The organism is Janthinobacterium sp. GW822-FHT07H11, from assembly GCF_058798615.1.
In genome coordinates this window covers 437,694-452,742 of sequence record NZ_CM179507.1, presented here as the reverse complement: position 1 = coordinate 452,742, position 15,049 = coordinate 437,694, and the positions used below count along the sequence as shown (strand labels likewise).

General features: G+C 65.0%; 13 protein-coding genes. 2 read left to right on the top strand and 11 right to left on the bottom strand.

Annotation, left to right across the window (positions count from 1 at the left end; translation table 11 throughout):
- Positions 1-9: 9 nt before the first annotated feature.
- The 11 genes from AC3RCJ_RS01960 to AC3RCJ_RS01910 form a co-directional block, all read right to left on the bottom strand.
- Positions 10-906, bottom strand: a complete 897-nt coding sequence (locus tag AC3RCJ_RS01960; RefSeq protein ID WP_492957640.1) for an SMP-30/gluconolactonase/LRE family protein — start codon at positions 904-906, stop codon at positions 10-12.
- Between the two features lie 10 nt (positions 907-916).
- Positions 917-2,647 carry an L-arabinonate dehydratase gene (gene araD / locus AC3RCJ_RS01955; protein ID WP_492957638.1) on the bottom strand — a complete coding sequence of 577 codons (1,731 nt, stop codon included), beginning with the start codon at positions 2,645-2,647 and terminating at the stop codon, positions 917-919.
- Positions 2,644-3,657: a 2-dehydro-3-deoxygalactonokinase gene (locus tag AC3RCJ_RS01950; protein WP_492957636.1), complete on the bottom strand. Its 1,014-nt coding sequence runs from the start codon at positions 3,655-3,657 to the stop codon at positions 2,644-2,646. Before AC3RCJ_RS01950 ends, araD begins: the two co-directional genes overlap by 4 nt.
- A gap of 85 nt (positions 3,658-3,742) precedes the next feature.
- The gene (locus AC3RCJ_RS01945) at positions 3,743-4,510 is read right to left on the bottom strand and encodes an aldose epimerase family protein (protein WP_492957634.1); all 768 of its coding nucleotides are present in this window, start codon (positions 4,508-4,510) and stop codon (positions 3,743-3,745) included.
- The gene (locus AC3RCJ_RS01940) at positions 4,507-5,706 is read right to left on the bottom strand and encodes a XylR family transcriptional regulator (RefSeq protein WP_492957632.1); all 1,200 of its coding nucleotides are present in this window, start codon (positions 5,704-5,706) and stop codon (positions 4,507-4,509) included. The genes AC3RCJ_RS01945 and AC3RCJ_RS01940 overlap by 4 nt, the downstream gene beginning before the upstream one ends.
- Before the next feature lie 32 nt (positions 5,707-5,738).
- The gene (locus tag AC3RCJ_RS01935) at positions 5,739-6,881 is read right to left on the bottom strand and encodes a sugar ABC transporter permease (RefSeq protein WP_230540131.1); all 1,143 of its coding nucleotides are present in this window, start codon (positions 6,879-6,881) and stop codon (positions 5,739-5,741) included.
- Entirely contained in the window at positions 6,878-8,449 is a 1,572-nt protein-coding gene (xylG, locus tag AC3RCJ_RS01930) for a D-xylose ABC transporter ATP-binding protein (RefSeq protein ID WP_492957630.1), read from the bottom strand. Before xylG ends, AC3RCJ_RS01935 begins: the two co-directional genes overlap by 4 nt.
- 227 nt (positions 8,450-8,676) lie before the next feature.
- Complete coding sequence (gene xylF, locus AC3RCJ_RS01925) at positions 8,677-9,651, bottom strand: D-xylose ABC transporter substrate-binding protein (RefSeq protein WP_099377905.1); 975 nt, start codon at positions 9,649-9,651, stop codon at positions 8,677-8,679.
- 152 nt (positions 9,652-9,803) lie between these two features.
- On the bottom strand, positions 9,804-11,597 hold the full coding sequence (locus AC3RCJ_RS01920; RefSeq protein ID WP_492957628.1) for an IlvD/Edd family dehydratase: 1,794 nt from the start codon (positions 11,595-11,597) through the stop codon (positions 9,804-9,806).
- Complete coding sequence (gene xylB, locus AC3RCJ_RS01915) at positions 11,594-12,361, bottom strand: D-xylose 1-dehydrogenase (protein ID WP_492957626.1); 768 nt, start codon at positions 12,359-12,361, stop codon at positions 11,594-11,596. Before xylB ends, AC3RCJ_RS01920 begins: the two co-directional genes overlap by 4 nt.
- A 26-nt stretch (positions 12,362-12,387) precedes the next feature.
- Positions 12,388-13,548, bottom strand: coding sequence for a fumarylacetoacetate hydrolase family protein (locus AC3RCJ_RS01910; RefSeq protein WP_492957624.1), 1,161 nt, complete (start codon positions 13,546-13,548; stop codon positions 12,388-12,390).
- 101 nt (positions 13,549-13,649) lie between these two features.
- Between AC3RCJ_RS01910 and AC3RCJ_RS01905 the strand changes: the two genes are divergently transcribed.
- Positions 13,650-13,928, top strand: coding sequence for a hypothetical protein (locus tag AC3RCJ_RS01905; protein WP_492957622.1), 279 nt, complete (start codon positions 13,650-13,652; stop codon positions 13,926-13,928).
- A 50-nt stretch (positions 13,929-13,978) separates the two neighbouring features.
- Positions 13,979-15,001 carry a multiple monosaccharide ABC transporter substrate-binding protein gene (gene chvE, locus AC3RCJ_RS01900; protein WP_492957927.1) on the top strand — a complete coding sequence of 341 codons (1,023 nt, stop codon included), beginning with the start codon at positions 13,979-13,981 and terminating at the stop codon, positions 14,999-15,001.
- Positions 15,002-15,049: the final 48 nt, after the last annotated feature.

The following is a 15,049-nucleotide window of genomic DNA, read 5'->3' as shown; positions in this document are numbered from 1 at the left end:
TCTCTCCTGTCAGGCCGGCAGGGCGCCAAAGCGCACTTCCGGCAAACCGCGCAAGCCAGGCTGGCGCGCATGAAACAATCCGCCGGCCAGCGGTTCGCCCGCCAACTGCGCCGGGGTCAAGCTTTCCTGCGCCGTGGTGACGAACAATTCATCGTAGTGCGGGCCGCCCAGGCTCACGCAGCTGGGCTGCGAGACGGGCAAGGTGATCGCCCGCTCGACGCTGCCGTCCGGCGCGAAGCGCAAGACCCTGCCCGCGCCCCACTGCGCGCTCCACAAGTGGTCATGCGCATCGATGGTGGCGCCGTCGGCGGCACCCGGTCCCGGGTCGAGCACGGCAAACACGCGCACCCGGCTGGCGTCGCCGCCCAGATAATCATCCCAGCGGTAGATCGCCTTCTTCATCGAGTCGCAGAAATACATGGCCGTGCCATCGACGCTGAAGCAGATGCTGTTCGAGATGGCGATGGGCGGCAGCGGCAGCCGTTCCAGGCTCAAGTCCAGGTTGAGGCGATAGAAGCTGGCGATGGCATCGCGGCACGGGCGTTCATCGAGCGTGCCGAAGACAAAGCGTCCCTGGCGGTCGCAGCGGCCATCGTTCAGGCGCGTCATGGGCAAGTCGCCCTCCACCGTGTGCAAGGGCGTGACGGCCCCGCTGCGCACGTCGAACCAGGCCAGGCGCGAGGCCAGGCCCAGCAGCAGTACGTCGTCGCGGTCCGTCAGCGCAAAGCACGCCAGGCGCTCGGGCATGTCCCAGCGCAAGCGTTCGCCAGTGGCCAGCACCAGCGCATGCAGCTGGCAGCCTTCGATATTCGTCCAGAAAACGCGGCCGCTGCGTTCGCACCAGCGCACGCCCTCGCCCAGGAAATCCTGCGCATCGACCAGTAATTGGGCCTGTGTCCCCATCATTTTTTTCCTTTTAGTGTGATTCGCGCGGCACGGCCGAACCCCGGCAACCGACGAGGAAATCGAGGTCCGCGCCTTCGTCGGCCTGCGTCACGTGCTTGATGTACATGGACTGGTAACCGCCGCGCATGGCCGGCTCGGGAGCGCGCCACTCTGCGCGTCGGCGCGCCAGTTCGGCCTCGTCGACGTCCAGGTGCAAGCGCCGTCCCGCCACGTCCAGTTCTATCATGTCGCCGTCGCGCACCAGCGCCAGCGGCCCGCCCACGGCCGCTTCCGGCGCCACGTGCAGCACCACCGTGCCGTAGGCCGTGCCGCTCATGCGCGCGTCCGAAATGCGCACCATGTCGCGCACGCCCTGCTCCAGCAGTTTTTTCGGCAGTCCCATATTGCCCACTTCGGCCATGCCAGGATAGCCCTGCGGGCCGCAATTTTGCAGCACCATCACGCAGCTGGCGTCGATATCGAGCGCGGGATCGTCGACGCGCTTTTTATAATGCTCGATGCTGTTGAAGACGACGGCGCGGCCACGGTGCTGCATCAGCTCGGGCGACGCGGCCGAGGGCTTGATGACGGCGCCGCGCGGGGCCAGGTTGCCCTGCAGGACGGCGATGCCGCCTTCGTCCTTGAAGGGCTGCGCCAGCGGCGTGATCACCTCGGGATTGAAATTTTCCGCTTCGGCCACGTTGACGGCCATGCTGGCGCCCGTGACGGTGAGCGCCTCGCCATGCAGCTTGCCCAGCAGGTCGCGGATGATCACGGGCAGGCCGCCCGCATAGTAAAAATCCTCCATCAGGTACTGGCCCGACGGCATCAGGTTGAGCAAACAGGGAATGTCGCGGCCCAGGCGGTCCCAGTCGGCCAGGCGCATGTCCACGCCGATGCGCCCGGCAATGGCCAGCAGGTGGATCACGGCATTGGTCGAGCCGCCGATGGCGCCGTTGACCATGATGGCGTTTTCAAACGCTGCGCGCGTGAGGATCTGCGACAGTTTCAGGTCTTCATGCACCATGTCGACGATGCGCCGGCCCGTCAGCTGCGCCTGCAGCTTGCGGCGCGCATCGACGGCGGGAATGGCCGCGTTGCCGGGCAGGGTCACGCCCAGCGCCTCGACCATGCTGGCCATGGTGGAAGCGGTGCCCATGGTCATGCAGTGGCCGGCGGAACGCGACATGCACGATTCGGCCTGCTTGAATTCGTTTGAGGTCATGCGCCCGGCGCGCACGTCTTCGGAAAACTTCCACACATCCGTGCCCGAGCCGATCGGCTTGCCCCGGTAATTCCCGTTCAGCATGGGGCCGCCCGACAGCACGATGGTGGGCAAATCCACGCTGGCCGCGCCCATCAGCAGGGCCGGGGTGGTCTTGTCGCAGCCCGTCAGCAGCACCACGCCGTCGATGGGATTGGCGCGGATCGATTCCTCGACGTCCATGCTGGCCAGGTTACGGAACAACATGGCCGTCGGGCGCAGATTCGTCTCGCCCAGCGACATCACGGGAAATTCGACGGGAAAGCCGCCCGCCTCGAGCACGCCACGCTTGACCATCTCGGCCAGGTCGCGAAAATGGCCATTGCAGGGCGTCAGCTCGGACCAGGTATTGCAGATGCCGATGACGGGCCGGCCATCGAAGGCATCGCTCGGATAACCCTGGTTCTTCATCCAGCTGCGGTGAATGAAACTGTCCTTGTCGTCGCCGCCAAACCACGCTTGCGAACGCAAGGGGCGCTTTGTTTTCAGCCCGCTCATGCGGCCTCCTGCAGGGAAATCAAGCCGCGCGCGGCGGCGATCAGCAAGGCGCCATGGCCCGCCATATTCGCTTGCTGCACATCGTCGACGACGATGCGCTTGCCATAGAAAAATCCGTGTTCCTCGATCAGCAAGGTCAAGGCCTCGCGCAGCATCGGTTTGCCGGTGATGACAAGCGTGGAGTCGGGCCGCATCTGTATGGCCGTGCTGTTGCGCAGCGCCAGCAGGTCACCACTGAGCACGGCGCCCATCAGGAAATTGGCGCGTTCGTTACGCTCGACGGCGCTGAACTGGCCCAGCGTGCGCACGCTGAAACAGGCGCGTGCCAGGCCCGTCTTTTGCGCCGCGACGGCACCGGCCAGCAGCATCTTCGGTATCAGCACCTCGGCGAATGCGCCGTCGACCGACTGGCGGATCAAGGTGTGCTGCGAGATCGCTTGCAGCAGTTCGCCGGCGATGGTGGTGGCGCAGCCGAGGATGCGGCCCTGTTCGTCCACGCTGACCAGCTTGGTGTGCGAGCCGGGCATGATCAGCGTGGCCGCACCGCGCAACTGCAGGCGCTCGAGCAGCCCGACGACTTCCGTCTCCTCGCCGCGCATCATGTCCATCGCCTCGACGTTATGCAGGCCGATGGCACCATGCTGGTTGCGCACGCCGGGAATCAGCCACAGGGGCTGCGCCAGCACGTCGGGCAAATCCACCGCCTGCATGCCCTGCGCCAGCTGGGCCAGGCCGGCGGGCGCCGGCACATGCGGCACTTCCCGCACCCCCATGGGCGAACTGATCATGCCCGAAGCGAGCGCCAGGTCCACGGCGGACGGCGCGATACCGGCGCTGGCCAGCACGCTGGCGATGGTGTCGCGCAGCGCCTGTTTCAACGCGCCGTTATGGCCGTCGATGGCGGTATTGCGCACGCCCGTTTCCAGCTGCGCCTGGGCGACGACGGCGCCGGCGCGCCACAGCAAGGTACGCGTATTGGTGGTGCCGGCATCGATGGTGAGTATGTTCATGGGCAGGTTCGCAGCGTCGGTAAGGAGCAAAAATAAATGAGGGAAAAACTACCTCATGGTAGAACTGCCCCGCATATCTGACCAATCACTTATTTGACATCATTGATACCGCTTCGGATATGTCAAAGGCGTCAAGATCCTGCACGCCCAAACGGTAGGCGAGCTGGAACCGCCTCACCTGTCCCGGCTGCAATTGCACGCCCTGCGCCAGCAGGGAAAAACAGCGCGCATCGGAATACAGATGACAGCTGTCCTGGGTGCTGGAAAAACGCAGGACCCGGCCGGAGGCGGGATCGGCCACCCGCGCCGCCTCGCGCAGCTGGCCGCTGCCCGTCCAGTAAAAGTCATGCCGGAATCCTGCCGATTGCGCCAGCGCGGGCCAGGCCAGGCGCGACGCGAGCGGCGCCGGCTGGCGGAAGTCAAACGCGCTGCCCGCCACGTCGAACGGAGCGCTGCAAGAGTGGCCGCCAGGCCAGTAGCGGTCCGCGGCCAGACGCAGCACATGGTCGCCCACGGCGACGCGGCCGCCCTGCAGATTGAAGCGGGGCGCGGCAAGCGCAAAACAGGAAACCGTATCGGCCGTGGCGGCGCAGTCGAGGTGCAGGCTGCCATCGTCGTCAAGCCGGTAGGCCAGGCGCACCGACAGGCCGTCCTGCGCCAGGTGCAGCAACAGCTTGCCGTCGTCCGGCGGGTCGCACCGCCAGCCCGTGGACGACCGTGCCGCAGGGAGCCCGGCGCCCAGCACGTCGGCCAGGCGGCCATAGCGGTCGGGCGCCCACCAGGCCCGTACGCTGGCATCGTGCGCGTCGATGGCCACGCGCATGCCGCGCGCATTGCGCAGCAGATGCATCATGGTGCCTGCCCGGGGGCTGGCGGTGGCCGGCTGCGCTGCTGGAATTCGCGCGGCGTGCAACCGAGTTCGCGCTTGAAGACGGCATGCATGTACTGCACCGTGGTAAAGCCGCAACGCACGGCCACCTCGGCCACCTGCCCCGGCCCGCGCGCCAGCAGGGTCTTGGCCGCATCGAGCTTGAAATGCAGGATCTCGTCGTGCACGCTGCGCCCCAGCTCATGGCGGAAGTGCGCTTCAAGCGAGGAACGCGACACGCCCACGTAATCGGCCACCTGCTCCGTCTTGATGCCCTGGCAGGCGTACTGGCGGATGAAGTGGCGCGCCTGCATCACCTGCGGATGCTGGAAGGGCTGGTGGCGCGTGGAAGCGAGCACGTTCAGGCCGGCCGGCGGCACCAGGATGCGCGTGCCGGACAGGCGCGCGCCGTTGAGCATCTGGTGCAGCAAATGCGCGGCCGTGCGGCCCATTTCCTCGGTGCCCTGGATCACGGAACTCAAGGGAATGCGCGTGAGCATGCGCGCCAGCGGATCGTTGTCAATGCCGATCAGGGCCACTTGCTCCGGCACGGCGATGCCCGCGTGCATGCACGCTTGCAGCAACTGGCGCGCGCGCGCGTCGCTCACCGCGATGATGCCAACGGGTTTTTCCAGGCTGTTGAGCCAGGCGATCTGCTGCTCCACCGCCTCGTCCCACGCGGGCGCGCTGGTAGCCAGGCCACGGTACACGTCGGCGCGCATGTGGTCGCGCTCCATCAAGGCGCAAAACGCCGTTTCCCGTTCCTGCGCCCAGCGGTTGACATCCGCCTCGGGCAGGCTGAAACAGGCGAAGCGCGTCAAGCCCGCTACCACCAGGTGTTCATAGGCCAGCTTGACGATCTTGAAATTATCGGTCGCCACGTACGGGATGCCGGCCGGGTAATCGTCCGTGCGCGCATACGAGCCGCCCACGGCCACCACGGGCAGGCGGCTGTGCGCCAGCGCCGCGCAGACGGCCGGATCGTCGAAATCGGCGATGATGCCGTCGCCCTGCCAGCGCTCGATGCCGGGCAGGCGGCAGCGAAAATCCTCTTCCAGGAACAAGTCCCACGACACGCGCGTGGTGTTCAGGTAGGCGGCGATGCCCGCGATGATGTCGCGGTCGTAGATTTTATTCCCGTTAAACAGCAGCGCGATCCGGTGCGCGGTCGGCATCTTCATGGTGTCTCCTCGCGTGCCAGATCGTTTCACGGCTATCTGCGTCCGGCTCGCGTGCTGACATCGACCCACACGGCCAAAGTGAGGATACTGCCTTTCACGATCATCTGCCAGTAGGTGTCCACGTCCAGCATGGACATGCCGTTATCGAGGCTGGCCATCACCAGCGCGCCGATCAGGGCGCCGTACACGGTGCCAGAGCCGCCGCGCATCGAGGTGCCGCCGATGAAGCAGGCGGCGATGGCATCGAGTTCGCTGAAGGTGCCGGCCGAGGGCGAACCTGCCGCCAGGCGGCCCGTGTTGATCAGGCCAGCGAGCGCGCACATCAGGCCCATGATGCCGAAGATCCACAGCTTGACGGCTTTGACGTTGATGCCGGACAAACGCGTCGCTTCCATATTGCTGCCGACGGCGTAGATGCGGCGGCCGAACACGGTCTGGCTGGTGATGTAGCTGAACAGTCCCAGCAGCGCCAGCAACAGCAGCACGGGCAGCGGGATGCCTTCATAGCCGTTCAGGGTCCGCACGAAGGCATACAGCACGGCGCCGATGACGGCCAGGCGCAGGCCGTCGGCCCAGGGCGCAGTCTGCGGCAAGCCATGCTGGGCGCGGCTGGCGCGCGCGCGCCACGTCAAAAAGGCGGCCAGCAGGAACAGGCCGATGCCCAGCACGATGCCGGGCACCGCGGGCAGGTAGCCCTGTCCCAGGTAGACCATCGGCTCGGAGACGGGCGCGATCGTGATGCCGCCCGTGATGCCCAGCAGGATGCCGCGGTACGCGAGCATGCCGCCCAGGCCGACAATGAAGGACGGGATGCCCCGGTACGCCGTCAGGTAGCCGTTGAGCAGGCCGATCACCAGGCCACAGCCGAGTACGGCCATCAGGTTCAGCGCCAGCGGCCAGTGCTGCGTGACGTCCAGCACGGCGGCGATGCCGCCGAGTAGTCCCAGCAGGGAGCCGATCGACAGGTCGATCTCGCCGGCGATAATCACCAGCACCATGCCGCAGGCGAGGATGCCGGTGACGGACATCTGGCGCAGCAGGTTCGACAGGTTGCGCGGCGTGAGGAAGCTGCCCTGCGTTTTCCACGAAAAAAAGGCCCAGATCAGCGCCACGGCGATCAGCAGGGCCAGCATCTTGTATTGGGTGAACAGCTGTTTGATACTGTGCGGTTTCATGCTGCGGGTTCCTTGTTTGCGGTGTTGGCGGCAGGCGCCGGGCGCTGGTCCAGCGCCGCCGCCAGCACGGTTTCCTGGCTCAGGCCATCGTTGATAAAGTCGCCGCGCAGGCGGCCTTCGCCCATCACCAGCACGCGGTCGGACACGCCCAGCACTTCGGCCAGTTCCGACGAGACCATGATGATGGCCACGCCCCGGTCAGCCAGCGCCAGCATCAGTTTGTAGATTTCATATTTGGCGCCCACGTCCACGCCGCGCGTGGGTTCGTCGAGGATCAGCACGCGCGGGCGCGTCAGCAGCATCTTGGCCAGCACGGCCTTTTGCTGGTTGCCGCCCGACAGGCTCGTAATGGGCAGCGACGGGCTGGCCGCCTTCAGTTCCAGCTGCGCGATCTCGCCGCGCACGGCCGTCAATTCCGCCTCGCCATCGATGCGCGTGGCACGCGCAAATTCCTCCAGCACGGCCAGGGTGATGTTCTGCCCCACGTCCAGATCCGGCACGATGCCGTGATGCTTGCGGTCTTCCGGCACCATGGCCAGGCCCATGGCAATCGCCTTTTGCGGCGACGAAGTGTCGATGCGGCGGCCATCGAGCCACACTTCGGCCTGGCATGGCCCCTGGTAGGCGCCAAACAGGGCCGAGACGAGCTCCGTGCGTCCCGCCCCCACCAGGCCGGCGATGCCGAGGATCTCGCCACGGCGCAGGGTGAACGACACATCGTCGACCCGCTTGCGCTGCGGGTTGTCGGCGTCGATGCAGCTCACGTGGCGCGCCTCGAACAGCACTTCGCCGATAGGTGCCGGCTGCGCACGCTGCGGATACAGCTGGCTCATTTCACGACCCACCATCTGCGCGATGATGCGCTCGACGTTCATCTGCGCCATCGGCGTGGTGGCGATATGCTTGCCGTCGCGGATGACGACGATGGTGTCGCAGATGGCCGCCACTTCATCGAGCTTGTGCGAAATGTAGATGCAGGTGACGCCCTTGGCCTTCAGCGCGCGCAGGATATCGAGCAGCACGGCGATTTCCGAGGCCGTCAGCGACGACGACGGCTCGTCGAGTATCAGCAGGCGCGCATTCTTGTTGAGCGCCTTGGCGATTTCCACCAGCTGCTGGTGTCCGCCGCCATAGTTCATGACCGGCATCGCCACGTTCAGTTCAGGAATTTTCAGTTCGCGCAGCAGCTCGTCGGCGCGCTTGTACATGGCCGCGTAATGCATGCGCCCGCCGGGCAGGGTAAGCTCGCGGCCCATGAAGATATTCTCGGCCACGGACAGCTGCGGCACCAGCATCAGTTCCTGGTGGATGATGATGATGCCCGCGTCTTCCGTGTCGCGGATCGATTGCGCGCGCAGGGGCTGGCCATCCCACAGGATCTCGCCATCCCAGGTGCCGTGCGGGTACACGCCGGACAGCACCTTCATCAGGGTCGACTTGCCGGCGCCATTCTCGCCGCACAGGCCGATGCACTCGCCGGCCCGCACCTGCAGGTCGATGCCGTCGAGCGCACGGACACCGCCAAACTGTTTGACGATGCCTTTCATTTCAAGCAGATAGTCGGACATGCTCACTCTCGTTGCGGATACGGGACAATGTCGGATTACGCGGCGCCCATGGCGCCGCTAATCCGACCTACCGGTAAAAACGGGTAGAAAACCACAGGCTGGAAGACCGGCGTAGGTCGGCTTAGCGCGCAGCGCGTAAGCCGACACCACCACCAGCGTTTTCCGGAGCCGGCGGATGTCGGATTACGCTACGCTAATCCGACCTACGTCCAATATTCTCGAGGGACTTAATTACCCAGCTGCGCCTTGGTATAGAAACCGTCATCGACGAGAATGTTCACATTCGCCTTGGTCAAGGGCGTGGGTTTGAGCAGCACCGTGCTGACTTTTTTCAGGCCGTTGTCATAGCTGGAGTTGTAGGCGGGCTTTTCATTGCGCGCCAGTTGCACGGCCAGCTTGGCCGCTTCTGCGGCAATGGTTTTCAGGGGTTTGTAGACGGTCATCGACTGCGTGCCGGCGATGACGCGTTTGACCGCCGCCAGGTCGGCGTCCTGGCCCGAGACCGGCACCTTGCCGGCCAGTTTTTGCGCGGCCAGGGCCTGGATGGCGCCGCCGGCCGTGCCGTCGTTCGAGGCGACGATGGCGTCGATCTTGTTGCCGTTGGCCGTCAGCGCGTTTTCCACGATGGATAGCGCTTCGGTGGCGCTCCAGTCCTTCACCCACTGCTGGCCGACGATCTTGATGTCGCCCTTGTCGATGAACGGTTTGAGCACCTTCATCTGGCCTTCGCGCAGCATCTTGGCGTTGTTGTCGGTCGGCGAACCGCCCAGCAAATAGTAATTGCCTTTCGGCTGCAGCTTGGTCACGCCTTCGGCCTGCATCTCGCCCACTTTCTCGTTGTCGAACGAGATATACGCATCGATATCGGCGTTCAGGATCAGGCGGTCATACGACAGCACCTTGATGCCGGCCTTTTTCGCTTCCTTGACGGTGTTATTGAGCACCGTCGCGTTGAACGGCACGATCACCAGCACGTCCACGCCGCGCGAAATCAGGTTTTCGATCTGCGAAATCTGGCGCTGTTCGCTGGCATCGGCCGACTGCACGAAGACCTTGGCGCCCTGCTTCTCGGCGGCGGCGATGAAGAAGTCGCGGTCGCGCGTCCAGCGCTCGACGCGCAAATCGTCGATGGAAAAGCCGATTTTCGGGTTTTTCGCATCGGCCAGGGCGGCGCTGCTGCTCAAAGCCAGCATGGCGGTCATGATGGCTGCACTGATGATCTTGTTCATTGTGTGTCTCCTTGTTGGATTTTTTAACTACATTTTTTAACTGCGGGGTACTGCTGAAAATTTTATGTCTGTGGTGGTGTCGGGTTACGCGCGGAGCGCTAACCCGACCTACCGCGACCTGCCTGCTAATGGTTGTGGCGGGGCAGGGTCTGGCCCACGGCGCGGTATTTCAGCGCCAGCTCCATGCAGGCGCCCGTTTCCAGCTGGCCCACGCTGGCGCGGTAGAGCTCCTGCCACGGCGTGGCGCTGTCGTTGACGGGCGGCGGCAATTCCTGGGCGCGGCGCGTCAGTTCAGCCACATCGACCAGCATGTCGCACTGGCCCCCGTTCAGGTCCACGCGGATGATGTCGCCCGTGCGCAGCAGCGCCAGGCCGCCGCCGACGGCGCTTTCCGGCGACGCGTTCAGGATCGAGGGACTGTCCGAGGTACCCGACTGGCGCCCGTCGCCCAGGGTCGGCAAATTCAGGATCCCCGCCTTCAGCAAGGCATCGGGCGGCTGCATGTTGACCACTTCGGCCGAACCGGGCCAGCCCACGGGACCGGCACCGCGCATGACCAGCATGCAGCTGTCGTCGATGTTGAGCGCCGGGTCGTTGATGCGCGCGTGGTAGTCGCTTGACCCGTCAAAGACGATGGCGCGCGCCTCGAACACGCCCTCGCTGCCGGGGCGCGACAGGTAGCGCTCGCGGAAAGCGGGCGAGATCACGCTGGTCTTCATGATGGCAAAATCGAACAGGTTTCCCTGCAAGGCCATGAAACCGGCCTTTTCCTTCAGCGGCGCGGCAAACGGGCGGATCATCTCGCGGTCCGCGCTCTCGCGGTCTTGCAAGTTCGCCGCCATGCTCAGGCCCGTGACCGTCAACCGGTCCGCGTGCAGCAGGCCCGCCTGCTGCAACTCCCACATCACGGCCGGCACGCCGCCGGCGCGGTGGAAGCGTTCGCCCAGGTATTTGCCGGCCGGCTGCATGTTCAACAGCAGCGGCACGTCGTAGCCATGTTCCATCCAGTCGCTCGAGTGCAATGCCACGCCCGCATGGCGCGCCATGGCCATCAGGTGCGGCTGGGCGTTGGTGGAGCCGCCGATGGCCGCGTTGACGATGATGGCGTCCAGGAAGGCCTCGCGCGTGAGGATGCTCGACGGGCGCACGTCGTCATGCGCCATGCCGACGATGCGGCGCCCCGTTGCATAGGCGATCTGGCCCCGTTCGCGGTATGGCGCGGGGATGGCCGAGCAGCCCGTCAGAGACATGCCCAGCGCCTCGGCCAGCGCATTCATGGTCGATGCCGTGCCCATGGTGTTGCAGTGGCCGGCCGACGGCGCCGAGGCGGCGGCGATCTGCAGGAATTTATCGTTGTCGATCAGGCCGGCGGACAGCTGGCGGCGGCCCTTCCAGATGGCGGCGCCGGAACCGACCAGTTCGCCGTCCATCCAGCCGTCAAGCATGGGGCCGCCCGACAGCACGATGGCGGGAATGTCCACCGTGGCCGCGGCCATCAATTGCGCCGGCGTGGTCTTGTCGCAGCCCGTCGTCAGCACCACGGCGTCGATCGGATAGCCATGCAGGATCTCCACCAGGCCCAGATACGCGAGGTTGCGGTCCAGCGCGGCCGTGGGACGGCGGCAGTTCTCGAAGATCGGATGCAGCGGAAATTCCATCGGGATGCCGCCCGCGTCGCGGATGCCGTCGCGCACGCGCTGGGCCAGCTCCAGGTGGATGCGGTTGCAGGGACTGATGTCGCTGCCGCTTTGCGCAATGCCGATGATGGGCCGGCCCGAACGCAGCTCCTCGGCCGTGATGCCGTAGTTCATGAAGCGCTCGAGGTATAGCGCCGTCATGTCGATATGATCGGGATTGTCGAACCAGTCCTGCGAGCGGAAGCGCCGCGCCTGGCGTGGGGGTTGGGCTGGAATGCTCATGCGCCGTACCAGCCTGCATCGACATAGTATTCGCGTCCCGCGCACTTGGCGGCGTTGTCGGACGCCAGGAACAGCGCCAGCGCCGCCACGTCTTCCGGCTCCACGCGCAGTTGCAGGCATTGTCCCTGCAGGATCACGGCTTCCGCTTCCGGCGTATGCCACAGCCGCTCCTGACGCGGCGTGCGTACGGCGCCGGGAATGATGCAGTTGACGCGGATGCCATCGGCACCCAGGTCGCGCGCCAGGCCGCGCGTCAGGCCTTCGATGCCGGCTTTCGCCGTCATGTAGATCGACAGGTTCGCCTGCGCCAGATGCCAGGAAATCGACCCCAGGTTGAGGATCACGCCGCTGCCCTTGGCGCGCATGGCCGGCGCCACTGCCTGGGCGCAGAAATACTGGTGGCGCAGGTTGACGGCGATGCGTTCATCCCAGTAGGCGGGCGTGACGTCCTGCAGCTGGTGGCGGTCGTCATTGGCCGCGTTGTTGACGAGGATATCCGTGGCACCCGCGCGGTGTTCGATGTCGGCAAAGGCGGCGGCCAGCGCGTCCAGATCCGTCAGGTCGCAATAGCGGAAAACCGGCGGCTGCGGCAGGTGCGCCAGCTTTTCCTGCAGCGCCAGCGATGCTACACGGGCGATATCGAGAAAGGTGACGTGGGCGCCCTGGCGCGCGAACGCCTCGACGATGGCCACGCCGATGCCGGTGCCGCCGCCCGTGATGACGACGCGCTGGCCTGCCAGGCTGGGGTAAGTTGCATGCTGCATGTTATCTCTCTTTTAAAAAAATCGGATCAAAGCAAACCGCGTTTGGACAGGTTCTGGTACAGCGCGCGCACGCCGAACGTCCAGGGGGCAATCGCATCGCAGCGCTGCACTTCGTTGACCAGCGCGCCCAGCGCGGCGCTGGCAATCGTCACGCGGTCGCCCAGGTGGTGCGTGAAGCCGCCGCCCTGCGCGCCGCGGTCCTTTACGGGCGAGAACATGGTCCCGAGGAACAGCATGAAGCCGTCCGGATACTGGTGGTACTGGCCTGCCGTCTGGCGCACCAGGTCGAGCGGGTCGCGGCTGATCTCGCGCATGAAGCTGGCACCTTCCAGCACAAAGCCGTCGTCCGCGCCCTCGATCAGCAGCGACACTTCCGCCTGGCGCACGGTATCGAGCGTGAAGTGGTCGTCGAACAGGCGGATGAAGGGGCCGATGGCGCAGGAACCGTTGTTATCCTTGGCCTTGCCCAGCAAGAGGGCGCTGCGCCCTTCGATGTCGCGCAGGTTGACGTCATTGCCCAGGCTCGCTCCCAGCACCTCGCCGCGGCTGTTGACGGCCAGGACGATCTCCGGTTCCGGGTTGTTCCAGGCGGACGATGGCAGCAAGCCCACCTGCGCGCCGCAACCCACCGACGACATCGGCTGCGCCTTGGTAAACACTTCCGCATCGGGGCCGATGCCCACTTCCATGTATTGCGACCAGGCGCCACGTTGCTGCAGCTGCTGTTTCAGCCGCTGCGCCGCCTCCGAGCCGGGTTTTAATGCGGACAGGTCGCCCCCCAGTGTCGTTTGCAGGGCGGCGCGCAAGCTCGCGGCGCGTGCCGCGTCGCCGCCCGCCTGTTCCTCGATCACCCGTTCGAGCAGGCTGACGGCGAAGGTGACGCCGCAGGCCTTGACAGCCTGCAGGTCGCACGGCGCCAGCAGCATCGGCCTATCCAGCGGCGCAGCCAGCGCCTGTTCCAGCAGCGCCTGCACGGGGCCGAGCGCGATGCCGGGCGCATGGCGGGCGATATCGAGCGCATCGCTGCGCTCGAACAGCTCGGCCACCGTCGCCACCGTCTGCGTGATGTCGACCACCTCGCCGCCGCGCACGGCGACGACGCAGGGCCCGTCGCGCCAGATGCGGCCGATGAGAAGGGCCTGCGCCAGGTCGGCGGGCAACAGGGAGGCGGGGGAAATCGGCAGCATGGCGGCTTTCAAAAGACGGTGATCGGATGGTGAGGCTTCAAGGTCGGACCGATTCTGCGCGCCGCCATGGGCCACCGCAATTACGAAAATCACCAAATCGGATGATGATTATTGGTATTGCAGTGCATCAAAAAAACTGCCGGCGCGCGCCCTTTTACGGGCGGTTTTTCACGGCCTGGAAAGGCACGATGACGCATCGCATCAATCGTGATCGCGATATCGTTTTGGATATCACCAATGCGAAAAAAGTGATTGGTGAGGGATGGATGGACAAACTAGTATCAGCCGTGGCCTGCAACCGGCCATCCGCACGGAGCCGGCCCGCAGAGACCACGGCCCTGGCACATTCAACTATCGAAGACGGTGGAGACCTGAAATGAAAACAACAATGAAAATGCTGACCGCGAGTCTGGCGCTGGCCATCTCCGGCATGGCGGTAATGCCCTTGGCAAGCGCCGCCGACAAGGGCGCGATCGGCATCTCGATGCCGACCAAGTCGTCCATGCGCTGGATCGCCGACGGCGACAACATGGTCAAGGTATTCAAGGAGCGCGGCTACAAGACGGACCTGCAGTTCGCCGACGACGATATCCCGAACCAGCTGGCGCAGGTGGAAAACATGATCACCAAGGGCGCCAAGGTGCTGGTGATTGCCGCCATCGACGGCACCACCTTGTCGAACGTGCTGCAAAAGGCGGCCGACAAGGGCATCAAGGTCATTTCGTATGACCGCCTGATCCGCGGCACGAAGAACATCGATTACTACGCCACCTTCGACAACTTCCAGGTCGGTGTGCTGCAAGCGGGCTATATCGAATCGGCGCTGAAACTCAAGGAAGGCAAGGGTCCGTTCAATATCGAACTGTTCGGCGGCTCGGCCGACGACAACAATGCGCACTTCTTCTACAACGGCGCGCTGTCGGTGCTAAAACCGTACATCGACAGCGGCAAGCTGGTGGTGCGTTCGAAGCAGATGGGCATGGAAAAGGTCGCCACCCTGCGCTGGGACGGCGCCGTGGCGCAGGCGCGCATGGACAACCTGCTCAGCGCCTACTACGGCAATGCCAGGGTCGACGCGGTGCTGTCGCCGTATGACGGCTTGAGCATCGGCATCCTGTCTTCGCTCAAGGGCGTCGGCTACGGCACACCGAAACAGCCGTTCCCCGTCGTCACGGGCCAGGATGCGGAAATCCCGTCGGTGAAATCGATCATCCGCGGCGAACAGGCATCGACCGTGTTCAAGGACACGCGCGAACTGGCCAAGGTCACGGCGAACATGGTCGACGCGATGATGAGCGGCAAGACGCCGGCCGTCAACGATACCAAGACCTATAACAACGGCGTGAAAGTCGTGCCGTCCTACCTGCTCAAACCGGTCACCGTCGACAAGGCGAACTGGAAGCAGGTGCTCGTCACCGGCAGCGGCTACTACACGGAAGCGCAAGTGAAATAAGCATCCAAGGTACTGAAGGCCCGGCACTGCCGGGCCTTTCGCTTCACG